This is a genomic window from Devosia sp. (genome assembly GCF_039927955.1).
Classification (GTDB): Bacteria; Pseudomonadota; Alphaproteobacteria; order Rhizobiales; family Devosiaceae; genus Devosia.
On the sequence record NZ_JBDSUA010000046.1, the window covers coordinates 20,376 to 42,299 of the forward strand.

Annotated in this window: 28 protein-coding genes and 1 other RNA gene; 14 read left to right on the forward strand and 15 right to left on the reverse strand. The window is 61.7% G+C overall.

Annotation, left to right across the window (positions count from 1 at the left end):
• Positions 1–117: 117 nt before the first annotated feature.
• From ybgC to ruvC, 7 genes are all read right to left on the reverse strand, one after another.
• Positions 118–516 (reverse strand): tol-pal system-associated acyl-CoA thioesterase, encoded by a 399-nt coding sequence (gene ybgC / locus ABIT12_RS12335; RefSeq protein WP_348042160.1) that lies wholly within the window; start codon positions 514–516, stop codon positions 118–120.
• Positions 513–1,016 (reverse strand): NUDIX hydrolase, encoded by a 504-nt coding sequence (locus tag ABIT12_RS12340; protein WP_348042161.1) that lies wholly within the window; start codon positions 1,014–1,016, stop codon positions 513–515. The genes ybgC and ABIT12_RS12340 overlap by 4 nt, the downstream gene beginning before the upstream one ends.
• Positions 1,013–2,056, reverse strand: a complete 1,044-nt coding sequence (gene ruvB / locus ABIT12_RS12345; RefSeq protein ID WP_348042162.1) for a Holliday junction branch migration DNA helicase RuvB — start codon at positions 2,054–2,056, stop codon at positions 1,013–1,015. Before ruvB ends, ABIT12_RS12340 begins: the two co-directional genes overlap by 4 nt.
• Positions 2,053–2,451, reverse strand: a complete 399-nt coding sequence (locus ABIT12_RS12350; protein ID WP_348042163.1) for a PIN domain-containing protein — start codon at positions 2,449–2,451, stop codon at positions 2,053–2,055. Before ABIT12_RS12350 ends, ruvB begins: the two co-directional genes overlap by 4 nt.
• Positions 2,448–2,726, reverse strand: a complete 279-nt coding sequence (locus ABIT12_RS12355) for an AbrB/MazE/SpoVT family DNA-binding domain-containing protein (RefSeq protein ID WP_348042164.1) — start codon at positions 2,724–2,726, stop codon at positions 2,448–2,450. The genes ABIT12_RS12350 and ABIT12_RS12355 overlap by 4 nt, the downstream gene beginning before the upstream one ends.
• A gap of 62 nt (positions 2,727–2,788) precedes the next feature.
• Entirely contained in the window at positions 2,789–3,406 is a 618-nt protein-coding gene (gene ruvA, locus ABIT12_RS12360) for a Holliday junction branch migration protein RuvA (protein WP_348042186.1), read from the reverse strand.
• The gene (gene ruvC / locus ABIT12_RS12365) at positions 3,403–3,909 is read right to left on the reverse strand and encodes a crossover junction endodeoxyribonuclease RuvC (RefSeq protein ID WP_348042165.1); all 507 of its coding nucleotides are present in this window, start codon (positions 3,907–3,909) and stop codon (positions 3,403–3,405) included. Before ruvC ends, ruvA begins: the two co-directional genes overlap by 4 nt.
• Before the next feature lie 163 nt (positions 3,910–4,072).
• Between ruvC and ABIT12_RS12370 the strand changes: the two genes are divergently transcribed.
• Both ABIT12_RS12370 and ABIT12_RS12375 read left to right on the forward strand, forming a co-directional pair.
• Positions 4,073–4,831, forward strand: a complete 759-nt coding sequence (locus tag ABIT12_RS12370) for a GGDEF domain-containing protein (RefSeq protein ID WP_348042166.1) — start codon at positions 4,073–4,075, stop codon at positions 4,829–4,831.
• 99 nt (positions 4,832–4,930) lie between these two features.
• Positions 4,931–5,710: a GGDEF domain-containing protein gene (locus tag ABIT12_RS12375; RefSeq protein WP_348042167.1), complete on the forward strand. Its 780-nt coding sequence runs from the start codon at positions 4,931–4,933 to the stop codon at positions 5,708–5,710.
• A 106-nt stretch (positions 5,711–5,816) separates the two neighbouring features.
• Here ABIT12_RS12375 and ABIT12_RS12380 read toward each other — a convergent pair whose 3' ends face one another.
• On the reverse strand, positions 5,817–6,563 hold the full coding sequence (locus tag ABIT12_RS12380; protein ID WP_348042168.1) for a YebC/PmpR family DNA-binding transcriptional regulator: 747 nt from the start codon (positions 6,561–6,563) through the stop codon (positions 5,817–5,819).
• A gap of 190 nt (positions 6,564–6,753) precedes the next feature.
• Here ABIT12_RS12380 and ABIT12_RS12385 point away from each other — a divergent pair, with 190 nt between their 5' ends.
• Positions 6,754–7,158, forward strand: a complete 405-nt coding sequence (locus ABIT12_RS12385; RefSeq protein WP_348042187.1) for a DUF805 domain-containing protein — start codon at positions 6,754–6,756, stop codon at positions 7,156–7,158.
• On the opposite strand, the gene ABIT12_RS12390 is transcribed toward ABIT12_RS12385, so the two are convergent.
• The 7 genes from ABIT12_RS12390 to ABIT12_RS12420 form a co-directional block, all read right to left on the reverse strand.
• Complete coding sequence (locus ABIT12_RS12390) at positions 7,155–7,970, reverse strand: TIGR00282 family metallophosphoesterase (RefSeq protein ID WP_348042169.1); 816 nt, start codon at positions 7,968–7,970, stop codon at positions 7,155–7,157. The two genes, ABIT12_RS12385 and ABIT12_RS12390, sit on opposite strands and share 4 nt — an antisense overlap.
• Positions 7,967–8,554 carry a 5-formyltetrahydrofolate cyclo-ligase gene (locus ABIT12_RS12395; RefSeq protein WP_348042170.1) on the reverse strand — a complete coding sequence of 196 codons (588 nt, stop codon included), beginning with the start codon at positions 8,552–8,554 and terminating at the stop codon, positions 7,967–7,969. Before ABIT12_RS12395 ends, ABIT12_RS12390 begins: the two co-directional genes overlap by 4 nt.
• Before the next feature lie 23 nt (positions 8,555–8,577).
• A non-coding RNA gene (ssrS, locus tag ABIT12_RS12400) (6S RNA) lies at positions 8,578–8,735 on the reverse strand.
• Between the two features lie 38 nt (positions 8,736–8,773).
• Positions 8,774–9,067: a type II toxin-antitoxin system RelE/ParE family toxin gene (locus ABIT12_RS12405; RefSeq protein WP_348042171.1), complete on the reverse strand. Its 294-nt coding sequence runs from the start codon at positions 9,065–9,067 to the stop codon at positions 8,774–8,776.
• 1 nt (position 9,068) lies between these two features.
• A complete protein-coding gene (locus ABIT12_RS12410) occupies positions 9,069–9,326 on the reverse strand; it encodes a type II toxin-antitoxin system ParD family antitoxin (RefSeq protein ID WP_348042172.1) in 258 nt (85 codons plus the stop codon).
• 59 nt (positions 9,327–9,385) lie between these two features.
• A complete protein-coding gene (locus tag ABIT12_RS12415; RefSeq protein ID WP_348042173.1) occupies positions 9,386–9,763 on the reverse strand; it encodes a cell division protein ZapA in 378 nt (125 codons plus the stop codon).
• Positions 9,764–9,785: 22 nt separating this feature from the next.
• Complete coding sequence (locus ABIT12_RS12420; RefSeq protein ID WP_348042174.1) at positions 9,786–10,067, reverse strand: DUF4164 family protein; 282 nt, start codon at positions 10,065–10,067, stop codon at positions 9,786–9,788.
• Positions 10,068–10,328: 261 nt separating this feature from the next.
• Between ABIT12_RS12420 and tkt the strand changes: the two genes are divergently transcribed.
• From tkt to ABIT12_RS12475, 11 genes are all read left to right on the forward strand, one after another.
• Positions 10,329–12,302 (forward strand): transketolase, encoded by a 1,974-nt coding sequence (gene tkt, locus ABIT12_RS12425; protein ID WP_348042175.1) that lies wholly within the window; start codon positions 10,329–10,331, stop codon positions 12,300–12,302.
• Between the two features lie 44 nt (positions 12,303–12,346).
• Entirely contained in the window at positions 12,347–13,354 is a 1,008-nt protein-coding gene (gene gap / locus ABIT12_RS12430; protein WP_348042176.1) for a type I glyceraldehyde-3-phosphate dehydrogenase, read from the forward strand.
• 101 nt (positions 13,355–13,455) lie between these two features.
• Positions 13,456–13,980, forward strand: coding sequence for a putative glycolipid-binding domain-containing protein (locus ABIT12_RS12435; protein ID WP_348042177.1), 525 nt, complete (start codon positions 13,456–13,458; stop codon positions 13,978–13,980).
• 350 nt (positions 13,981–14,330) lie between these two features.
• Positions 14,331–15,971, forward strand: a complete 1,641-nt coding sequence (locus ABIT12_RS12440) for a sodium:proton antiporter (protein ID WP_348042178.1) — start codon at positions 14,331–14,333, stop codon at positions 15,969–15,971.
• Positions 15,972–16,154: 183 nt separating this feature from the next.
• Positions 16,155–16,445 (forward strand): hypothetical protein, encoded by a 291-nt coding sequence (locus ABIT12_RS12445; RefSeq protein ID WP_348042179.1) that lies wholly within the window; start codon positions 16,155–16,157, stop codon positions 16,443–16,445.
• A gap of 74 nt (positions 16,446–16,519) precedes the next feature.
• Entirely contained in the window at positions 16,520–17,722 is a 1,203-nt protein-coding gene (locus ABIT12_RS12450) for a phosphoglycerate kinase (protein WP_348042180.1), read from the forward strand.
• A 343-nt stretch (positions 17,723–18,065) separates the two neighbouring features.
• Positions 18,066–19,088 carry a class I fructose-bisphosphate aldolase gene (locus ABIT12_RS12455; RefSeq protein ID WP_348042181.1) on the forward strand — a complete coding sequence of 341 codons (1,023 nt, stop codon included), beginning with the start codon at positions 18,066–18,068 and terminating at the stop codon, positions 19,086–19,088.
• Between the two features lie 325 nt (positions 19,089–19,413).
• On the forward strand, positions 19,414–20,010 hold the full coding sequence (locus ABIT12_RS12460; RefSeq protein WP_348042182.1) for a thiamine phosphate synthase: 597 nt from the start codon (positions 19,414–19,416) through the stop codon (positions 20,008–20,010).
• Entirely contained in the window at positions 20,007–21,026 is a 1,020-nt protein-coding gene (locus ABIT12_RS12465; RefSeq protein WP_348042183.1) for a sel1 repeat family protein, read from the forward strand. The genes ABIT12_RS12460 and ABIT12_RS12465 overlap by 4 nt, the downstream gene beginning before the upstream one ends.
• A gap of 134 nt (positions 21,027–21,160) precedes the next feature.
• Positions 21,161–21,727, forward strand: a complete 567-nt coding sequence (gene efp, locus ABIT12_RS12470) for an elongation factor P (protein ID WP_348042184.1) — start codon at positions 21,161–21,163, stop codon at positions 21,725–21,727.
• Between the two features lie 3 nt (positions 21,728–21,730).
• Positions 21,731–21,924, forward strand: a 194-nt coding sequence (locus ABIT12_RS12475) for an inositol monophosphatase family protein (protein WP_407065618.1), incomplete at its 3' end; no start/stop codon positions are given.

Here is a 21,924-nt window from a genome sequence, read left to right on the forward strand (position 1 = left end):
AGTGGTGATCGACGGGGCATTGTGCAATCAGCGCATGGCGTTTGGGTAGGGAGCAGGGTTGAGTTCATCAGCGCCACATAAGATCGAATGTGCGGCACCGCCCCTCCCTTCCACCTGCTACCCACCCGCCGCAAACCGCTCCCGCAACTCCCGCGGCAATCTTGCCACGCCGCCACTGGTCTTGATCGCCACCACCAGCACCTTGGCCTGCGTCAGCACCACGCCATCGCGTGATATCGTCTGCTCCAGCGTCAACCGCGCGCCACCGACCCCGGCTACCGTGGTCTCCACCTGCAATAGATCATCGATATGGGCCGCGCCCACAAACTCGATCTGCATCGAGCGCACCGCAAAGGCCATCCCCTGCTTGGCCAGTTCAAAATGATGCACGCCTTGATCGCGCAAAAACTCCGTCCGGCCCCGCTCGAAGAATTTGAGATACGCCGCGTGATAGACATTCCCCGAAAAATCGGTGTCCTCGTAGTAAACCCGCACCGGGAAGCGATGTGCGCTCACGGCCTGTCCGAGTCCTTGTAAACCACATGCTCGGTCGCCGCCGGCAGTCGATCCAGCCCCTGTTGCAGCCAACCCGGCCACAGTTGGAATTCCGCCAGTGCGGGCCCCGTCACCGGCAGCCAGTGGAAGTGCAACATATGCCCTTCATCCGCACGGCTGAGCCATGGCGCCTGCCCGTTCGGCCTCGCATCGGCAGGCAGATCGATCTCGTAGAAAAATCCCAGTTCGTGAAACGCCTGCTCTTCGCGCTCGTAAAAATTCTCTGAGGTATAGAGCAACCGCCCCACCGTCACCGGCATTGCCAACTCCTCGGCCATCTCGCGCTCCAGCGCCAGCCGGCTGGGTTCGCCCATTTCCACGCGCCCTCCCGGCAGCATGCAATAGTCGTCGTCATCTTCCCGGCAGACCAGGATATGCCCATCCCGAATGGCGATCCCCGCCACCCGGTAATTAAACCGCGACCGTCCAGACGGGAAACTCAGGACCACCCGCTCGCTCAAACTTCGGCCTCCGGCTCTTCGAACAGGCTCGCCTGCAAGCCTACAAAACCCTGCGGCACCGCAAAACCGATATGCTGGAATGCCGCCCCCGTCAGCATCCGCCCCCGTGGCGTGCGCTGGATAAACCCCTGCTGGATCAGATAGGGCTCGACAATTTCCTCGATCGCATCGCGCGGCTCGCTCAGCGCTGCGGCAATGGTCTCGATCCCCACCGGCCCACCATTATAAAACTCGGCAATGGTCTTGAGATAACGCCGGTCGAGCTGGTCCAGCCCGCGCGCATCGACATCGAGCCGCAACAGCGCCTTGTCCGCCACCGCCCTTGTGATCTCCTTGACCCCATCCACCAGCGCAAAATCGGTCACCCGCCGCAGCAGCCGCCCCGCAATACGCGGCGTACCGCGCGCCCGGCGGGCAATTTCCATCGCCCCGTCCGAAGCCATCGGCGTGCCCATCAGCCGCGCCCCCCGCTCCACGATCAGCACCAGCTCTTCCGGCGTATAAAAATTGAGCCGCACCGGAATGCCGAACCGGTCACGCAGCGGCGTCGTCAACAGCCCGGCACGCGTCGTCGCGCCCACCAGCGTGAACCGCGCCAGATCGATCCGCACCGAGCGCGCCGAAGGCCCCTCGCCAATGATCAGGTCGAGCTGAAAATCCTCCATCGCCGGATACAGCACTTCCTCGATCGCCGGATTGAGCCGGTGAATTTCGTCGATGAACAGCACATCGCGGTCTTCCAGATTGGTCAACAGCGCCGCCAGATCCCCCGCCTTGGCGATCACCGGCCCCGACGTGGCGCGGAACCCGACACCAAGCTCCTTGGCGATGATCTGCGCCAGCGTCGTCTTGCCCAGCCCCGGCGGTCCGACAAACAACACGTGGTCCAGCGCTGCCCCGCGCCGCTTGGCCGCCTCAATAAACACTTCAAGGTTGGCCCGCGCATCGGCCTGCCCGATAAATTCGGAAAACCCTGACGGCCGCAGCGCCACATCCAGCGGCTCATCGCGCCCGGCTTCGGGAGAGGTCAATGAGATCATCCCAGCACTTCCATTCCTGGCACGCGCTGAGCGGCAACTTTGTCGAAGGTCAATGTTTTCTCGCAGCCAGCAAACTCGGCGGACCCGGCGATCAGTACGTCGGCAAAATCCGCACCCGTTTCCAACGCAATTTCCAGCGCCCGTCGAATCCGATCGCCAGCCTCCAGCACGGCATCCTCGCTGCTCAGCACCAATTGCAGCAATGACAACGCTTCCGCCTGTGTCCGCCGATAAACGCGCTTCAACACCCAGACAAATTCAACAGCAGTTACAACGCTCACATAGGCCGCGTCATCCCGCGTTCGCGCTGCGAAAAACGCCTTGGCCACCCGATGCTGATCTTTGTCATCATCGAGGAACAACCGGAGCAGCACATTTGTATCGACGCCGATCAAGAATCGGCTCGCTTATGCTGCTCTGCGGCTTCATCCAGCACAGCCTCATTCATCTCCTCGACGCTGACCGTGCGGCCCAGCGGATTGCCCAGCATCCCGGCCAGATCGACCAGCCGCCGCGTCCGTGGCTCCACGGTCACATGCCCATCCCGCATGATCCACACCAGTTCGGTGCCGTCTCTCACGTTGAGCGTATCTCGGATTTCCTTGGGAACCGTCGTCTGGCCGCGGCTCGTCACCGTACTCCGCCATTCGAGCCTATCAATCTTGTTCATTTCTGAAGTCCACCAAAAATCTTACTTATCGATAGTAGTAAGATTTATTCTGCGCAACAAGTTTACTGGCTTAATTCCCTTAGCCCCAGCCGGATCAGCTTCTCCGTCGCCGTGTCCTCGCCCTCCCTGGCGATCACCCGCGCCACTGCCGCCGAAGCCTGCGCGCTCGAGTAACCAAGATTGGTCAGCGCCGAGACCGCGTCCGCAACCGGACCCCTGGCAACGCCTTCGCCCAATGCCGCCTGCAGCCCCAGTACGCCCGCATCGATGCCGCTGATTGCCGGCACCTTGCCCTTGAGCTCGGTTACCAAACGCACCGCCAGTTTCGGCCCCACGCCATTGGCGCGCCCGACCATCGCCTTGTCCTGCAACGCGATGGCGCTCGAAAGCTCTGCTGGCGACAGCGCCGAAAGGATCGCCAGCGCCACTTTCGAGCCCACGCCCTGCACCGAGGTCAACAGCTCGAACCAGGCCTTCTCGCCCTCGTTGCCGAAGCCATAGAGCCGGATCAGATCCTCGCGCACCAGCATTTCAATGAACAACACCGCTGCTTCGCCAACCCGTGGCAGGCTTTGCAGCGTCCGCGACGAGCAGAACGCCTGATAGCAAACCCCCTGCACATCGAGCAGAACGTAATCGTCGCCGAAACTGTCGACCATGCCCTTGAGCTTGCCGATCATGCGCTGGCCTTCAGCCGCAGTGCCGCCACCCGATGGTGGGCGTGGCAAATGGCGATCGCCAGCGCGTCGGCGGCGTCGGCGCCTTTGAAATCGGCAGTCGGCATCAGGATTTTGACCATGGCCTGGATTTGTACCTTGTCGGCATGACCGGTGCCCACCACCGATTTCTTGACCAGATTGGTGGCATATTCGAACACTGCGACGCCACGCTGTGCCGGCGTCATCAGCGCCACGCCGCGCGCCTGCCCCAGCAGCAGCGCCGATTGCGGACCCTTGTTGACGAAAGTTTCTTCCACCGCCGCTTCATCGGGCGCGAAGCGATCCATCAGCTCGCCCAGCCCCGCAAACAGCAGCGACAGCCGCTCCGCCAGCGGCAGATCGGTCGGCGGTGTCAAAGTGCCGCAGGCGACAAAACTCAGGCGATTGCCCCGGGTTTCGATCACCCCCCAGCCGCAACGCCGCAAGCCGGGGTCGATACCGATGATTCGTACTAGGTCCGTCATAACCAACCTTTATCTCGCGGCTGCTAGCCTACCAAACCTGATGTGAACAAACCAGAAACAAAAAAGTGGATAACCCTGTGATGGATAAAATTGCCGCCAAAGCGAAAACCCCATCTTCAAACCCCGTCCGTAGTTTGCCGCTCGGGAATGCAGGGGCAATGCGATGAGCGGGACGGATAACCGGCTGACCAAAAAAGCATGGCGCCGCGTCATCCGCTTCACCGGGCTGGTGACGGCGGCCTCGATTGCCGTTTCGGTGATCCTGACCAACGCCATCATGGAAACCATTTCCGCCGGCATCAACGTGCAGGGGCTATTTGTCGCCATCGCCTTGCCCGTGATTCTGGGTACGCCGATGATGTTTTATGTCCGCTACAAGCATGAGCAACTGCGCCTGGCCAATACGCGCCTCAACGTGCTGGCCACCACCGATTGGCTGACCGGCTGCCTCAATCGTGGCGCCTTTACCGAGCGCGCCACCCAGGACCTGACTGAAACTGCGCTATCAAATGGACCTGCGGAAGGGGCGCTGCTGATTATCGACGCCGATGACTTCAAATCGGTCAATGACCGCTTCGGCCATTTACACGGAGACGAGGCATTGCGGCTGATTGCCGGGGCCATCCGGGCCAATGTGCGGTCCACCGATATCGTCGGCCGCCTCGGAGGCGAAGAATTCGGCGTCTATCTTAGTCAGGCTTCGATGGACGTCGCCGACCAGGTTGCCGAGCGCATCCGCAAGGCCGTCGCCGCGCTGGACTTTACGCCCAATGGACATAGTTGCGGCCTGTCGATCAGCATCGGCGGCGCGGTGTTTGCCAAGCCAGGCCAGTTTGACCAACTCTATCGCCTTGCCGATCACCATCTCTATCAAGCCAAAAGCACCGGTCGTGACCGGGTCGCCATGATGCGAGCCGCCTGACCCATGCCACCGAACCACGCCTGATCCAGCCCATGACTTTCGTCCACGGTGCTTCGCCGCACTGCCTCTGTTTCGACATCAGCACTGGAATCCACATCGATGACCGAAAAACAGACAAGTCGCGTGCAAAGCTGGACCAGCGTCGGCCGCTGGACGCTATTGGGCACCTCTGGGTGTATTCTGGCCTCGCTGGCCTTCAACAGCTTTGCCTTTGGTGGACTGGGACAGGAGGCGATGCGCCGATCGCTGGTCAGCGCCACCGTGCTGCCACTGGTGCTGGGCGCCCCGCTGTTCTTTTTCATCAGCGCTCGCATGCGCGGCCTGATGATTTCCAACCGCCGCCTCGGCAAGATTGCCCGCACCGATAGCCTGACGCTCTGCCTCAACCGTGGCGCCTTCACCACCCGCGTCAATGCAGCGCTCGACAGCGACGATCCGGATCAGCTAAAGGGCGCGCTGCTGATGATCGATGCGGACAATTTCAAATCGATCAACGACCAGTTCGGCCACGATGCCGGGGACGAAGCCCTCCGCCTGATCGTGCGCTCAATCCGCTCGGTCCTGCGCACTGGCGATCTGCTTGGCCGCATGGGCGGCGAAGAGTTTGGCGTGTTTTTGCCCCACTCCGATTTCAAGGGTGCCGAAACCGTGGCCGAACGCATTCGTCGCTCGGTCAATCTGGCAGTATTTACCCCCGGTGACGTCTTGCGCCCAATCTCGGTCAGCATTGGTGGCGCGGTCTTTGAAGGCGCCACCACCTTTACCGATCTGTTCCGCATCGCCGATCAACGGCTTTATGGCGCCAAGGATACCGGCCGCAACCGCGTCAAGATCGCCTATGCCACCGACCATCCCGAGATCCTGTCCCGCGCCAGTTAGTCGGTCGCGCCGGTGCCATCCTGGTTTCGGCAAACAGCGCCGCATGGCCGCTCAAAACCAAACCGCCGGGCTCATCACCCGGCGGTTTGCGCTGTCAAATTCGATCTCAGGCGTCGAGCTTGGCCATGTCTTCGTCGCTCATCTCGAAGTTCGAATAGACGTTCTGCACATCATCGTCTTCTTCGAGCAGGCCGATCAGCTTCATCAGCGACGCGCCCTTGTCGGCATCGATCGGCGTATTGGTCTGCGGCTTCCAGATCGCCTTGACCGACTCGGCTTCGCCCAGCACTTTTTCAAGCGCGGCCGCCACATCGACCATGTTTTCGAACGAGGTATAAATCCAGTGGCCGTCTTCGTCGCTTTCGACGTCATCGGCGCCGGCATCGATCGCCGCTTCCATGATCTTGTCGGACGAACCAGCCTTGGCCGGATATTCGATCTCGCCAATCTTGTCGAACATGAAGCCGACCGAATTGGTTTCCCCCATCGCGCCGCCATTCTTGGAGAAGGTCGACCGCACGTTCGATGCAGTCCGATTGCGATTGTCGGTCAGCGTCTCGACAATGATTGCTACCCCGCCCGGGCCATAGCCTTCATAGCGGATTTCTTCGTAGTTCTCGCCATCATTGCCCATCGCCTTCTTGATGGCGCGCTCGATATTGTCGCGCGGCATCGACAGGGCGCGGGCATTGGTCACGGCCAGACGCAGGCGCGAATTGAACGCCGGGTCGGGCATGCCCATCTTTGCCGCGACGGTGATTTCACGCGCCAGCTTGGAAAAGACCTTGGAGCGAACCGCGTCGCTCTTGCCCTTGCGGTGCATGATATTTTTGGCGTGCGAATGGCCTGCCATTCAAGAACCCTCGGATCGTCGAACTACAAAATTTTGCCGCTTATAGCGGCAGCGTGATCAGAAATAAAGGCGCAGCAGACGAATTGCATTCGTTAACCGCGCTAACCCTCATATCTGGCTGCTGCCACGGCCGTAGCATAAAGTCGCCCCAGCATGGGAGGCAGCAATCGGGAATCTCATCTGGTGTTTTCTGTCCTTCCGCGGCCGGCTCGGGCGCGAAGCATTTGCGCTGGCACTGGTCTTTCTCGCGCTGAGCAACTGGTTGCTCGCTGATCTGATCAGGTCAATACTGCATAATACCGGGCCAATTTACTATGAACCAGGCAAACGCACTGCGGCCTTGGCAGCATCGTTGGTCGACGAGGCCTTCGCCGCCATCACCCTGCTATGGCCGAACCTGGCAATAACGGTTAAGCGCGTTCGCGATATCGGCATCCAGGTGCGCTATTATGTCGTTGCCTATATCGCACTGACGGTGCTTGTTATCGCTGCACCGCGCGTCGGCATCGCATTTGCATTCGGCGCCCTGCTGGCAGCAATCTTTACCCCAACCGGCAGCGTCGAGCGGTTTATGCCGCGCAGACGCGACCGCTAGAATACCGGCAGCGCCTGCGCCAGCGTTCCGCCAATCCGCACCGGCAATACCTTGACTGCCAGCCCGGTGCGCGGATCGGTTTCCACCGCCACCCCGCATAGCGTCGCCTCGCCTTCGGCCGGGGTAAACCTTCCGTTCTGCATCCCGGTCAGAAACCGGTGCAACGGTTCCTCCGCATCGACACCGATGATCGAGTCGAAATCCCCACACATCCCGGCATCCGCCATCAGCGCCGTGCCACCCTTGAGCACGCGCTGGTCGGAGGTTGGAATATGGGTATGGGTGCCCACAACCAGGCTCACCTTGCCATCAAGGAAAAACCCCATCGCCTGGATCTCCGAGGTCGCTTCGGTGTGAAAATCCACGATGATCGCGTCGGCCTGTTCACCCAGCGGGCAAGCCGCAATCGCCGCTTCCACCGCCCGGAACGGATCATCGATCGGCGGCAGGAACACCCGCCCCAGCGCATTGATCACCAGCACCCGGTGGCCATTGCGCCCCTCGACAAACATTGCCCCGCGCCCCGGCGTACCCGGCGCCATATTGATCGGCCGAACCAGAGTGGTTTCCCGCTCGATGAAGCTCACTGTCTCGCGCTGGTCGAACGCATGGTCGCCCAGCGTCACGATATCGGCGCCGGCATTGCGGATGGCATTGAAATGGGGCTCGGTCAGCCCCTTGCCATGGCTGGCATTCTCGCCGTTGACCACCACGAAATCAAAGCCATACTCGGCAATGATCCCCGGCAGCCGCTCCGTCACCGCGTCACGACCGGACCGGCCAACCACATCGCCCAGAAACAAAAACTTCATACGCGCTCGCCAAACCGGCGAATCCCCGCCTCGGTGATCACCGCATCGAGTGGCACGTCATGCTCCTCGCGCGGAATGTCTTTGATTTCCTGCGCCGCAAACGCCAGTCCGATCAGTCGTGGCCGCTTGTGCAATCGCGCCAGCGTGCGGTCATAATAACCCCCGCCATAGCCCAGCCGCGTACCCTTGGCATCAAATCCCAGCAGCGGCATCAGCACCACATCGGGCTCCGCCTGCGGCGCCAGCTCGGCCGGCGCCAGCGTGCCGAACCCGGCTTCATACAGCGAAGCTCCCTGCTCCCATACCCGCAGCTGCAGCGGCTCTTTCGGCCCCATCACCACCGGCAGCACCACCGGCTGGAAACTATCCATCAGCCGCACCAGGATCGGCTGGCAATCCAGCTCGTCCCGAATGCGCCAATAGGCAGCCACCACGTCGCCATAGCTGAGTTTAACGCCCTCAAAAAAGAAATTGCAGACCGCCCTGGCCGCATCGGCGCGCATGGCCTGCGGCAGGGCGGCGCGCTGCGCGTGGGCCTGAACCCGAAGCGCCGCCTTGGCCTGCTCGATCTGCTCGTTCACCATGCGGCCACGCCTGTCGCAAAAAATCAGGTGCCGCCCTGGCCGTGGGATACGCGATCCCGGGAACCTACTTTACGTAGGTGGGCGCCGTATGTCTGAGCCCAGGAGCCCAGTCAGGGACAGCTCCCTAAGGATCGTTAAGGCCCCGGGGATAATGGAATCCACACGCGCCGGGCAGCTAGGTTGATATAGGCGCTTTGCCAACGCGTGCAAAGAGCAATGCTATTGAAATGGCTCGTTTTGCCAATCCTGGCTTTGGTGAAAAACGCGGAGCACAACGATGTCTAGATCGTTCATCTCGTAAACGATCAAGTGAGACCCGAAGTATTTTGTTCGGACTGGGCCAGAAACAAATTTGCGCGAGGGCGAGGCGCCTGGATAGGCGGAGGCAAATTCCACGGCATGGCGAAGCAAATCAAGATAGGCGTTGGCCGCCCATTCTCCGAATTCTCGCTTTCCGGATTCGTACAGCCAATAGATATCGTCTGCCGCTCGTTCAGAGATCACATAAGCCACTTTAGGCCGCGTCAGATTTTACATGCGCCGCGCGTTTCTTCGCCTCTACGAAAATCTCCTCCAGCGTCAGAGGACTAATTCCGCTGTCTCGGCCTTCTTGCACCAAACGCTCAAACTCGGCCCATTTTTCTAGCCGTTGTTGATCGCGCCGGATCAAGTCGCGCACATAATCACTGCTGTTGCCAAATTGTCCGCTTGCAACGCGCTCCTCCACCCATTCCTTCATCTGATCGGGGAGCGAAACATTCATCGTGGCCATGGCAAAACTCCTTTGCCTGACCTTAGCAAAGATTGGCAAACTTTGCCATAAGCAGGAACCTAGTTCTGCTGCACTGGCGCCGTCTCGTCGATTGCACTGGCCACTGCTTCCAGCCGGTCGGCAGCCTCGCCCAGCTTGATCGCCAGGCGACGTTCCATCTCCTCGGCCTCGCGGGTCAATTGCTGGCCGGCATCGGTGAGGTCGGCCACCTCGGCCCGCAACACCGCAATCTTGCGCTCGGCTTCGACCAACTCATCCACCATGGCGATCCCCGCCATCACGGTCAGCCGGTTATCGCCGATCTCGCCGACTGCACCCTTCAGCCCCTCGACCTGATCGTTGAGCCGCTTTGCCAGCCCGATCAGATGCTGCTGCTGGCCCTCTTCGCACGCCATGCGATATTTGCGGCCATTGATCTCGACATTGACTTCAGGCATCGGCACTCACCCCTGCGATACGCTATTTGGCCAGCACTTCGCGCACTGTCTCCATCGCCTCGACCAATCGGCGCGACACATCATGCGCGCTGTCATCGAGTCGTTTGGCCCGCGCCGAGGCCTTGTCCAGTTCACTGGCCAATTTAGCCCTTTCCGAGACCAGCCTTTGCGTATCCACTTCGATCCGGTTGATCGAGCGCATCCGTCCGCTGAGGCCCCGCATGCTGTTTTCCAGCCGACCAAGCGCGCGCTCGAACCGCGCAGCCGAGGCTTCGAGCCCGTCTTCAAGCTGATTATCGCTCATTGCCCCTATCGCCCTCGTCCGCCGTCGATTCCGCCCAGTGCAGTAAGCCTTACGCCCGCCCTCAATGCAACGGGAACCGGCGTGATCAGTCACAGCACGGCTGCGGCCACATTTGGGCAACTGCGACATCAAACCGACATTTACGGTCCGGTATCACTTGAACATCGGCACAAGGCCCTGTTATGCCTCAGACCGCCTTGTGGAGGAGGCCTTGCAACCTCCTGTCCCCAGTTTAAGCGCCAGCAGAGAGCGGAACGCCTGATGACGAACACAGCCCAGCAGAACGATTTGGCCAATGCCATCCGGTCCCTCGCCATGGACGCCGTCGAAAAGGCCAATTCCGGTCACCCGGGCCTGCCGATGGGCTGCGCCGATATTGCCACGGTGCTGTTCACCAAGGTGATGAAGTTCGATCCCGCTGACAGCAAGTGGGCCGACCGCGATCGCTTCGTGCTGTCGGCCGGCCATGGCTCGATGCTGCTGTATTCCTCGCTTTACCTGCTGGGCTACGAAGACATGACCATCGACCAGGTCAAGAATTTCCGCCAGCTCGGCTCCAAGACTGCGGGTCACCCCGAATACCACTTTGCCAAGGGCATCGAAACCACCACCGGCCCGCTCGGCCAGGGCATCGGCAATGCTGTCGGCATGGCCATTGCCGAAGCCAAGCTGGCTGCCGAATTCGGTTCCGACATCGTCGATCACCATACCTGGTGCCTCGCCGGTGACGGCTGCCTGATGGAAGGCATTTCCCAGGAAGCCATCGCTTTCGCCGGCCACCTCAAGCTCCACAAGCTGACGGTGATCTGGGACAACAATTCCATCACCATCGATGGCGCCGTGTCCAATTCCGACAGCACCGACCAGATCGCCCGCTTCAAGGCGTCGGGCTGGAACACCATCGAAATCGACGGCCACGATCAGGATGCCATTGAAGCAGCTCTTCTTCAGTCCAAAAAATCCGACAAGCCGACCCTGATCGCCGCCAAGACCACCATCGGCTTCGGCGCCCCCAAGAAGGCCGGCACCGAAAAATCCCACGGCGCCCCGCTCGGTGCTGAAGAACTGGCCGGCGCCAAGCAAAATCTCGGCATCACCTACCCGGCCTTTGAAATTCCGTCGGGCATCCTCGACACTTGGCGCGCCGCCGGCACCCGGTCGCAGAACGTGCGCGGCGAATGGCAGTCGCGCCTGGCCGCCAATTCCAGCAAGAGCGAGTTCGAACGCCGCACCGCCGGCACCCTGCCTGCCGGTTTTGCCGACGCCATGGTCGCCTATAAAAAGAAGCTTTCCGAAGACAAGCCCAAGGTTGCCTCCCGCAAGGCTTCGCAGATGGCGCTCGAAGTCATCAACAAGTTCCTGCCCGAAACCCTGGCTGGCTCTGCCGACCTCACCCATTCCAACCTCACCAACACGCCCGAAACCATCGCCTTCCAGGCCAACAATTATTCGGGCCGCTACATGATGTACGGCATCCGCGAACACGGCATGGCCGCTGCCATGAACGGCATCGCCCTGCATGGCGGTCTGATCCCCTACGGCGGCACCTTCATGTGCTTTACCGATTATGCCCGCCCCTCGATCCGCCTGTCGGCGATCATGGAACAGCGCGTCATCTACGTGATGACCCATGACTCCATCGGTCTGGGCGAAGACGGCCCGACCCATCAGCCGGTCGAACACATGTCGGCCCTGCGCGCCATTCCGCAGCTGCTGGTGTTCCGCCCGGCCGACGCCGTGGAAACCGCCGAATGCTGGCAACTGGCCATCGAAACCGCCGATCGCCCGTCGATCCTGGCCCTGTCGCGCCAGAACCTGCCGACCGTACGCACCGAACACACCGCCGAAAACCTCTCGGCCAAGGGCGCTTACACCCTGGTCGGCCCGGCTGATGCCAAGGCGGTGATCTTTGCCACCGGCTCCGAAGTCGCCATCGCCGTCGAAGGCCAAAAGCTGCTCGCCGAAAAAGGCATCTCGGCCCGCGTCGTCTCGGTGCCGTCGATGGAGCTGTTCCACAACCAGCCCCAGGCCTATCAGGATGAAATCATCGGCAAGGGCGTTGCCCGCGTTGCCGTCGAAGCCGGCATCAAGATGAGCTGGGACTGGATCCTTGGCCGCAAGGGGCGCTTTGTCGGCATGCACGGCTTTGGCGCGTCCGGCCCCATCGAGGCGCTCTACGCGCACTTTGGTATTACGCCACAAGCCGTTGTTGAAGCCGTCACCGCACAGTTGTAAGAGAGCGCTACCTCTCCCCTGATCCTTACCCTCTAGGAGCTCCCATGGCAGTTCGCGTCGCCATCAATGGTTTTGGCCGTATCGGCCGCAATGTTCTGCGCGCCATCATCGAATCTGGCCGCACCGATATCGAAGTCGTTGCCATCAACGACCTCGGCCCGGTGGAAACCAATGCGCACCTGTTCCGCTTCGATAGCGTCCATGGCCGCTTCAACGGCACCGTCACCGTCGATGGCGATACCATCGATGTTGGCCGTGGCCCGATCAAGGTTACTGCAGTCCGCAATCCCGAAGAGCTGCCGCATGCCGCCATGGGCGTCGATATCGCCCTGGAATGCACTGGCATCTTCACCTCCAAGGAAAAAGCCTCGGCCCATCTCAAGGCTGGTGCCAAGAAAGTGCTGATCTCGGCCCCCGGCGATGGCGCTGACCTGACTGTGGTGTTTGGCATCAACCACCACCAGCTGACCCACGACCACATCGTGGTCTCCAACGCCTCGTGTACTACCAATTGCCTGGCGCCCGTTGCCTATGTCCTGCACAAGGAATTCGGCATCGAAAAGGGAATGATGACCACCATCCATTCCTATACCGGTGACCAGCCGACGCTCGACACCATGCACAAGGATCTGTATCGCGGCCGCGCTGCGGCGCTCAGCCAGATTCCGACCTCGACCGGCGCTGCCAAGGCCATTGGCCTGGTGCTCCCCGAGCTCAAGGGTAAACTGGATGGCGTATCGATCCGCGTTCCCACCCCGAACGTGTCCTGCGTTGACTTCAAGTTCATCACCAAGCGCGATGTAACCGCCGACGAAATCAATGCCGCGATCAAGAAATACGCCGATGGCGAGCTCAAGGGCATCCTGGGCTACACCACCCAGCCCAACGTCTCGATCGACTTCAACCACGATAGCCACTCATCCACCCTGGCGTTCGATCAGACCAAGGTGATGGGCGGCAACTTCGCCTCGATCCTGAGCTGGTACGACAACGAATGGGGCTTCTCCAACCGCATGGCCGACACCGCCGTGGCGCTGGGCAAGACGCTCTAATTGCACGCCTTCCACGACGCTATCGGTTCTCCGCCTTCTCCCCTTGTGGGAGAAGGTGCCCGAACGGCGGATGAGGGGTATGCTGCAGTCTGGAGTGGAGCATGATCCTCTCCGCCCGCTGGAAAAGCCCCGACAGCATCGAACACTGCCACATCAATCGCCGCGAATCCGACACCCGCATTCGCGGCGCCATCATCGGCCCTGACTACGGCCTGTTCTACCGCCTCAAGCTCAATGACATCGGCAATGTCCGCGACCTGGTGCTCGAACGCACCGATGGCCGCAGCCTGGAACTCTATTCCGACGGCGCCGGCAACTGGTCCGACGACCGCGCCGAACCGCTGCCCGACCTGCGCGGCTGCATCGACATCGACCTCTCGGCCTCCCCGCTGACCAATTCGCTCCCGATCTGGCGCACCGAACTGCTCATCGACACCCCCCAGCGCTTCCGCATGGCCTGGATTGACGTGGCCACCCTGGCGGTCCAGCCCGACCAGCAGATTTACACCAAACTCGACTCCACCCACCTCCGCTACCAATCCGCCGATGGCAGCTTCGAGCGGATCATCGAAGTCGATGAAAACGATCTCGTGGTGAACTACCCCGGCCTGTTCGAGCGCGGCTGAACTTCCATTTTTTGGAACGAAGGTATCAGTCGACACCTCCCCCTTGCGGGGAACTGTTTACTTGGACTTTTTGGAGGTGCAGCACGCGTCGCCCACCCCCACCCTTGATCCCTCCCCACAAGGGGGAGGGTTTCGACTGCGGATTTTGAGCAGGAACCATCGCAACAGTCAGGTCTCCCTCCCCCTTGTGGGGAGGGGACAGGGGTGGGGGTAGCTAAGCCACGATACCGGAGCGTCGCACCCTTCCCACCAAGAGCCTGCGTGAGGCATTAGCATTGTGAGAAGGTCAAACCTTTCTCTCCGCGAGCGCCTGCGCCATAGTCGATACACGAGCTCATCCGGACCCACCCATGGCCACTCAAATCCTCATCGTCATGATGGCCGCCATCGGGCTGACCATCTTTGCCGAAGCCAGGCAGTTTCAGGCCCCGCTGCTGCTGGTGATCGTGGGCATGATCGTCTCCTACATCCCGGGCATTCCACCCACCGAGATCGAACCCGAAATCATCCTCGGCCTCGTCCTGCCGCCACTGCTGTTCTCGGCCGCGCTGGATTTTTCGTTTTTCAGCTTCATGCGCCGCGTCGGCTCCATCGCCAATCTGGGGATTTTCCTCGTCACCATCACCGCCATCGTCGTCAGCGTGCTGCTCAGCGGCTGGCTGACCGTGCTGACCATCCCCGGCGCGCTGATCCTTGGCGCGGTGATCGCCCCCACCGATGCCGTCAGCGCCATTTCCATTGGCGAGCGCCTCGGCCTCACCAAGCGCTTGATGACGGTGCTGAAGGGCGAAAGCCTGGTCAACGATGCTGCCGCACTGACCCTGTTTACCCTTGCCACCGCTGCCGCCACCGGCGAGAAAACCTTCATCAGCAATGGCGTGCTGTATTTCCTGTTTGCCGCCGGGCTTGGCGCCATTCTCGGCTTGATCCTGGGTAATATCGTGCACGCCATCCGCCGCAAGTTGCACAATGCCACCATGGTCACGGCCCTGACCATCATCACCCCCTTCGCCGCTTATCTGTTGGCCGAAGAGCTGCATATGTCGGGCGTCATGTGCGTGGTGTTCACCGGCTTTGCCCTGGGCTTTCACGCCACCGATCTGAAATTTGATGGCCGCATCCAGCAGCGCGAAGTCATGCAACTGGTCGATGCGCTGCTCGAAGCCTTCGTGTTTTCGTATCTCGGCCTGCAATTTCGCTTCGTGCTCGAAGGCGCCATCAGCAGCGGCACCGATATCTGGTCATTGTTCAAGCTCTCAGGCCTGACGCTGGCCGTGGTCATCGTCGTCCGCATTGTCTGGATCCTGTGCAGCGCCGCCCTCGGACGTCTGATCCATCGCCGTCGCCTCGCCCGCGCCAAAACCCATCCGCCGCGCCGGCCATTGGCCGATCCGCTGAGTTGGAAAGAAAATCTGGTGCTCAGTTGGTCGGGCATGCGCGGCGTCGTCACCGTTGCCGCCGCCGCCGGTACGCCACTGCTCACCTCAACTGGCGAAGCTCTGCCTGATCGCGACCTGATCATCGCCATCGCCTTCCTTGTCGCCATCGGCACGCTGATTTTCCAGGGCCTCAGCCTGCCTTGGCTGATCGGCTGGCTCAAAATCGACAGCAGCAGTGATGCCGCCTATCGCGTCGATCAGTTCGGCATTGCCCGGGCCGCCATGATCAAGGCCGGCAAGGAAGCAGCCGATCGCTTCCGCGCCGCTCATCCCGAAGCCGGCCAGTCCCGCGTCGCTGAACTCGTTCTGTCCGAAAGCCAGCGCGAAGCCATGCTCAAACCGCGTGAGGGCGAAGCCCCGATCGATCGCGACCTGATGTTCACTTTGGTCCGCGACGTCCAATCCGCTCGCCGCGGCGCCCTGATCGCCGAACGCAATGCCGGCCGCCTCAACGACGAAGCCCTGCGCGAACTGCTCGAAGGCATCGACCTCGAACAGGCTCTGATGGCCCGCCGCGGCCAAAACCTGATCGACCAGCAATCCGCCCGCTAACTTGCTCATCCTCAAATCATAAGAACCCGCGTAGCCGCACATCACCCCCGGTTCCATCGTCTCCCTCCCCCTTGTGGGGAGGGGACAGGGGTGGGGTGCTGCATCACCCGTGAACTCCCATCCTGTCACCCCGGAGTCATCAAACCCCGCTATCATGCTCACCGTAAAACGTTGGGTTCAGTCATGTTTCACGTCATGCCCAGGATCATGGCCGCCATTCCGGTGCTGGCCGCCTGCGCCGGCTGGCTCAGCCAGCCACTGCTGCATCTGCTCGCACCGCTCATCGGCGCGCTGTTCCTGCTCTGGCGTGATCGCGCCATTCGCCGCCGCGTCGGCCAATCCGCCTGGCCCAGCGACGGCTTCGCCCGCCACGTGCTGACCGATGATCTGGGCAATCTGCTGGGCCTGACCCTGTTCACCGCACCACTGATGCTGTTGGTCTATGGCCTGCACATGCTGGTCCTGCCGTTTTAGGCAACGCTTCGGACTTCCTTCCCCGATGCCACTCTGCTACGCACGAACCCATTCGCGCATTCGGAGAGCCCACCATGACCGGCACGTTCAAAACCCTTTCTGACCTCGACCTCAAGGGCAAGCGCGTGCTGCTGCGCGCCGATCTCAATGTGCCGGTAGCCGATGGCAAGGTGACCGATGCCACCCGCATCGAGCGCCTCGTCCCCACCATCCGCGAAATCGTCAAGCATGACGGCAAGGCCATCCTGCTCAGCCATTTCGGTCGCCCCAAGGGCAAGGTAGATCCGCAATTTTCGCTCGAAGTCGTCGCCTCCACCGTCGCTGACCTCACCGGCCATCCGGTTGGTTTCATCGCCACCGACTGGGTCGATGTCAGCGCCGCCAAAAAGGCCATCGATGACGCCCCGCCCGGCTCGGTGCTGATCCTGGAAAACACCCGCTTCCATCCCGGCGAAGAAGCCAATGATCTGGAGCTGGCCAGGCGCATGGCCTCGCTGGGCGACGTCTATGTCAACGACGCCTTCTCCGCTGCACACCGCGCCCACGCCTCCACCGAAGCGCTGGCCCACCTGCTTCCCGCTGCCGCGGGCCTTGCCATGCAGGCCGAATTGACCGCGCTCGAAGCCGGCCTCGGCGCGCCGAAAAAGCCGGTCGTCGCCATTGTCGGCGGCGCCAAGGTTTCGTCCAAGATCGATCTTTTGGAAAACCTGGTCACCAAGGTTGATGGTCTGGTGATCGGCGGCGGCATGGCCAACACCTTCCTGCACGCGCTCGGCCACAACATGGGCAAGTCGCTCTGCGAAAAGGATCTTGCCGAAACCGCCCTGCGCATCATGGACAAGGCCGAAAAATCCGGCTGCGCCATCATCCTGCCGATCGACGGTGTCGTCGCCTGGCACTTCAAGGCCAATGCCCCTACGCGCCTTTATGGCGTCGATGCCATCGACCCCGATGGCATGATCCTCGATGTTGGTCCGTCGTCCATCGAACGCATCAAGGGCGCCATTGATGATGCCCATACGGTGGTCTGGAACGGCCCGCTCGGCGCCTTTGAAATGCACCCCTTCGATGCCGGCACCGTCGAAATCGCCAAATTCGTCGCCGCCCGCACCAAGGCCGGCAAGCTGGTATCCGTCGCTGGTGGCGGCGACACCGTCGGCGCCCTCGCCCACGCCGGCGTCAAGGACGCCTTCACCTACGTCTCCACCGCCGGCGGCGCCTTCCTCGAATGGATGGAAGGCAAGCCCTTGCCCGGCGTCGAAGCGCTGAAGGCTTGAAGCCTCAGCGATCGCAGTCATCACCCTCGCCCCTTGCGGGACTTGGAGGTAGTGGCGCAGCCACAAACCGCTCCAGTGAAGCGGTTTGAACCGAACAAGACAGATTTCCTGCGTTCAGCAGGAAATCAGGGTGAGGGGTTGCTCCCGCATACGCCGGTCCGCGACAGATCGATAGGGTCCGCCGCGCTTGGCTCCTTTTCTCGGTAAGGAAAGGAGGCCCGCCGCCACACGTCCTTCCATACAAGTTCCCAATTGGTCGTATAGCCCTTGGTCTAATCGACTCGCCGCCGGAGTGAACCTTAATCTGCGGTTTTAAAGACCAACCATATCGGGACCGCCCAAAATGTCGTTGAACGCAATTGCCCAGAAGCTGATGAAACCTGGAATGGGCATTCTCGCCGCCGACGAATCCGAGCCCACGATCGCCAAGCGCTTCACCAAGATCGGCCTCAATTCGACGCTCGATCTGCGCCGCGACTATCGCGAAATGCTGTTTCGCTCCAAGGAAGCGATGCAGAACTATATTTCCGGCGTCATCCTGACCGAAGAAACCCTTGAACAATCCGCCGTCGATGGCACCGCCTTCCGCGCCATTCTGGCCGAAGCGGATGTTATTCCCGGCATCAAGGTGGATCGCGGCGCGTTCCCGATGCCCGGTGAAGCCGGCGAAAAAATCACCGAAGGGCTCGATGGCCTGCGTCAGCGCCTCGCCCATTACGCCAAGCTCGGCGCCGGTTTTGCCAAATGGCGCGGCGTCATCACCATCAATGACATCGCTCCCACCCGCAACAATATCCGTGCCAATGCCCACGCCTTGGCGCGCTATGCCATTCTCTGCCAGGAAGCCGGCATCGTGCCGATCGTCGAGCCCGAAGTGGTCGGCGATGGCGATCCGGGCGATCACTCGATCCGCAAGACCGAGGACGTGACCGGGGAAACCCTGGAAGCCGTGTTCAAGGAACTGCGTCTTGCCGGCGTCGATCTGGCGGGCATGCTGCTCAAGCCAAACATGGTGCTGGCCGGCACCAAGGCCAAGGATCGCCCCAGCGTCGAGGAAGTCGCCCGCCGCACCGTCGCCATCCTGCGCGAACACGTCCCCGCTGCCGTCCCCGGCATTGCCTTCCTCTCCGGCGGCCAGACCGACGAAGAGGCGACGGCCCACCTCAATGCCATGAACGAAATCGGCGGCCTGCCCTGGCCGCTGACCTTCTCCTATGGCCGCGCCCTGCAAAATGTGGCGCTGGTCACCTGGGCTGGCGAACGGACCAATGTGCCGGCAGCCCAGGCGGCATTCAGCCACCGCGCCAGGATGAATTCGTTGGCCGCCCTCGGCCAGTGGCGCACCGACCTCGACAAAGCTGCCTGATTTCGTCTTGACGTCCCAACGTCACACTGGCCGCATCCTCCCGGGGATGCGGCTTTTCTTTATCCTTAATCCGTTTCACGTTTGCGCTGAATCACCCAAAAACGCGGTGTCATACCGGCGCAGGCCGGTACCCATCTTGATATCTCGGGGTGGGCCCCGGCCTGCGCCGGGGTGACAATCCAGCTCTGGGCTGTTCATTTGAAAGATGAAACGCTCTGGATGCTCCAGATTGCGCAACCCGGCAAATTCGACGTAAGGAACGCATCACCCTTTTGTCGCCCAAATGCGGCGTCATAGCTTGCTCGTATCGATTGTCCGGAAGCCCATGGCCGCTCAACTGTTCCTGCTCACCCCGCTCGATGCCGACCTGCAGAGCTTTCCGCCCCGGCTGATGGCTGCGCTCAGCGCCGCCGAAGTGTCCGCCTTGCTGGTCCGCCGTGGCGCACTGGACGATGCCGCCTATGCGGCGCTGACCAAGTCGCTGATCAATATCGGCCAGGGCGCCGGCTGCGCCGTGCTGGTCGAGGATGACATCGCGCTGGCCAAGCGCCTCGGCGCCGATGGCGTCCACATCACCGGCGATGCCAAGGCGGTCAAGGCCGCCGTCGCGGCGCTCAAGCCCGCCCTCATCGTTGGCGCCGGCCCCTTCGCCACCCGCCACGACGCCATGACCTGCGCCGAACTCAATATCGATTACGTGTTCTTCGGCGCGCTCGATGACCAGCCCGATGCCAAGGGGCTGGAATTGGCCCAATGGTGGGCCGAGACCTTCGAAATCCCCGCCGTGCTCAGCGATCCTGCCGCCACGGCAGAAGCCGCAAACGATCATGGCGCCGAATTCTTCGCCCTATCCAGCAGCCTCTGGGCAACAGCCAGGCCGGAAGCCACACTGGCCGCCATCGCCGAAGCGCTGGCGCCATGAGCCGGCTCCTCGCCACTGCCGCAGCGCTGCTGCTGTTGACCGCTCCGGCCTTTGCCCAGGCCAGTGAAGCTGAAGACATCAGCAGCTCGATCTTTGGCCCGCGCATCCCCACGGACGACGCCTATGGCGCCTTCCAGCGCGGCTATTACCTGACAGCCCTTGCCGCTGCCCTGCCCCGCGCCGAAAAGCAGGATGCCGCCGCCCAGACCCTGATTGCCGAAATCTACGCCAAGGGCCTTGGCGTCGCCGAAAACCCCGCCCGCGCCGCTGGCTGGTATCAACTGGCCAGCAATAATGGCGACAAGCTTGCCAGCTTCGAACTCGCTTTGCTTTATGAAAATGGCGATGGCGTGCCGGAAAACCGCGAACGCGCCGCCGCCCTGTTCGTCAAGGCCGCCGACGCCGGCTACGTTCCGGCCAAATACAATGTCGCTTTGCTGATGGTCGAAGGCCGCTATGCCAAGCCTGACCTGCTCAAGGCCGCCGCGCTGATGAAGGAAGCTGCCGACGCCGAACTGCCCGAAGCGCAGTACGATTACGGCACCATGCTGGTCCAGGGTGCCGGCATTGCCCCCGACAGCAAGCAGGGCGCCCACTATATCGGACTCGCCGCCGAACAGGGCCTGATCAGCGCCCAGATCGATTATGCCACCATCCTGTATCTGGGCGATGGCGTCCCCAAGGATCTCGAAGGCGCCGTCAAATGGTATGCTGCCGCCGCCGGCGCCGGCAACGCCGTGGCGCAGAACCGCTATGCCAAGTTGCTCGCCGCCGGCGAGGGCGTCACCGCCAATCTGCAGGACGCCGCCATGTGGCGCGCGCTCGCCCGCCGCCAGGGCCTCAACGATACCAGTCTTGATCGCCTGCTCGGCAAGATCGACAAGGATGATCTGGCCAAGGGCGAAGAACGCGCCCGCTTCTGGCCCTCCACGCCACCCACCCAAACTGCCGCTGCTGCCCCGCTCGATGCGCCGGTTCCAGCGACCCCGCCGGTCGTCGAACCGCAAAAGCCTTGAACAAAGCCCCATTCTGAGGCAATAAGCGCCCGCGTCCGCCTCACGTCCGGGCCAATCATTTCGTTCCTAGCGCCCACACCCGACGAGCCGCTCCGGCTTTCGGCGCTTTGGCGCTCCAGCAAGAAGTCACCTCAATGGCCAAAATCAACGGCAATGAAGTCCGCCCCGGCATGGCAATCATGCACCAGGATCGCCTGTGGGTCGCGGTCAAGGTCGATCACGTCAAGCCCGGCAAGGGCGGCGCCTATGCCCAGGTTGAACTCAAGGCCATTCTGGGCGGCACCAAGCTCAACGAGCGCTTCCGCTCCGCCGAAACCGTCGAGCAGGTTGACCTCGAATTCCGTGACTTCACCTATCTCTACGAGCAGGGCGACAGCCTGGTATTCATGGACCAGGACAGCTACGAGCAGATCGAATTGCTCAAGGAATTCGTCGGCGACCGCGCCGCCTTCCTGCAGGATGGCATGAAGATCACGGTCGAAATGCACGAAGAGACCCCGCTGGGCGTGCGTTTCCCCGCCAACGTCGTCCTCGAAGTCGTCGAAGCCGATCCGGTGGTCAAGGGTCAGACCTCGTCCAACCAGTTCAAGCCGGCCAAGCTGTCCAACGGCCTCAAGGTCATGGTGCCGCCGTTCATCTCCACGGGCGAGCGCATCGTCGTCGACACCACCGAAGTCACCTACATGCGCCGGGCCGACTAAGCCATGGCACGCTCGGCAATTCTGCACGTCATGGTCCAGGCCGCCATCAAGGCAGGCAAGTCGCTCACCAAGGACTTTGGCGAGGTCGAAAATCTGCAGGTCTCGCGCAAGGGTCCGGCCGATTTCGTCTCCAATGCCGATCGGCGGGCCGAGCAGATCTGCTTTGAGGAACTCAAGAAGGCGCGCCCCACCTACGC

Excerpts from the sequence above, each read along its gene's own strand:
- ruvB (WP_348042162.1), bottom strand. The coding sequence starts at position 2,056 with ATGATCTCATTGACCTCTCCCGAAGCCGGGCGCGATGAGCCGCTGGAT.
- ABIT12_RS12355 (WP_348042164.1), bottom strand. The coding sequence starts at position 2,726 with ATGAACAAGATTGATAGGCTCGAATGGCGGAGTACGGTGACGAGCCGC.
- ruvA (WP_348042186.1), bottom strand. The coding sequence starts at position 3,406 with ATGATCGGCAAGCTCAAGGGCATGGTCGACAGTTTCGGCGACGATTAC.
- ruvC (WP_348042165.1), bottom strand. The coding sequence starts at position 3,909 with ATGACGGACCTAGTACGAATCATCGGTATCGACCCCGGCTTGCGGCGT.
- ABIT12_RS12370 (WP_348042166.1), top strand. The coding sequence starts at position 4,073 with ATGAGCGGGACGGATAACCGGCTGACCAAAAAAGCATGGCGCCGCGTC.
- ABIT12_RS12375 (WP_348042167.1), top strand. The coding sequence starts at position 4,931 with ATGACCGAAAAACAGACAAGTCGCGTGCAAAGCTGGACCAGCGTCGGC.
- ABIT12_RS12380 (WP_348042168.1), bottom strand. The coding sequence starts at position 6,563 with ATGGCAGGCCATTCGCACGCCAAAAATATCATGCACCGCAAGGGCAAG.
- ABIT12_RS12390 (WP_348042169.1), bottom strand. The coding sequence starts at position 7,970 with ATGAAGTTTTTGTTTCTGGGCGATGTGGTTGGCCGGTCCGGTCGTGAC.
- ABIT12_RS12395 (WP_348042170.1), bottom strand. The coding sequence starts at position 8,554 with ATGGTGAACGAGCAGATCGAGCAGGCCAAGGCGGCGCTTCGGGTTCAG.
- ABIT12_RS12410 (WP_348042172.1), bottom strand. The coding sequence starts at position 9,326 with ATGGCCACGATGAATGTTTCGCTCCCCGATCAGATGAAGGAATGGGTG.
- ABIT12_RS12415 (WP_348042173.1), bottom strand. The coding sequence starts at position 9,763 with ATGCCTGAAGTCAATGTCGAGATCAATGGCCGCAAATATCGCATGGCG.
- ABIT12_RS12420 (WP_348042174.1), bottom strand. The coding sequence starts at position 10,067 with ATGAGCGATAATCAGCTTGAAGACGGGCTCGAAGCCTCGGCTGCGCGG.
- tkt (WP_348042175.1), top strand. The coding sequence starts at position 10,329 with ATGACGAACACAGCCCAGCAGAACGATTTGGCCAATGCCATCCGGTCC.
- gap (WP_348042176.1), top strand. The coding sequence starts at position 12,347 with ATGGCAGTTCGCGTCGCCATCAATGGTTTTGGCCGTATCGGCCGCAAT.
- ABIT12_RS12435 (WP_348042177.1), top strand. The coding sequence starts at position 13,456 with ATGATCCTCTCCGCCCGCTGGAAAAGCCCCGACAGCATCGAACACTGC.
- ABIT12_RS12440 (WP_348042178.1), top strand. The coding sequence starts at position 14,331 with ATGGCCACTCAAATCCTCATCGTCATGATGGCCGCCATCGGGCTGACC.
- ABIT12_RS12445 (WP_348042179.1), top strand. The coding sequence starts at position 16,155 with ATGTTTCACGTCATGCCCAGGATCATGGCCGCCATTCCGGTGCTGGCC.
- ABIT12_RS12450 (WP_348042180.1), top strand. The coding sequence starts at position 16,520 with ATGACCGGCACGTTCAAAACCCTTTCTGACCTCGACCTCAAGGGCAAG.
- ABIT12_RS12455 (WP_348042181.1), top strand. The coding sequence starts at position 18,066 with ATGTCGTTGAACGCAATTGCCCAGAAGCTGATGAAACCTGGAATGGGC.
- ABIT12_RS12460 (WP_348042182.1), top strand. The coding sequence starts at position 19,414 with ATGGCCGCTCAACTGTTCCTGCTCACCCCGCTCGATGCCGACCTGCAG.
- ABIT12_RS12465 (WP_348042183.1), top strand. The coding sequence starts at position 20,007 with ATGAGCCGGCTCCTCGCCACTGCCGCAGCGCTGCTGCTGTTGACCGCT.
- efp (WP_348042184.1), top strand. The coding sequence starts at position 21,161 with ATGGCCAAAATCAACGGCAATGAAGTCCGCCCCGGCATGGCAATCATG.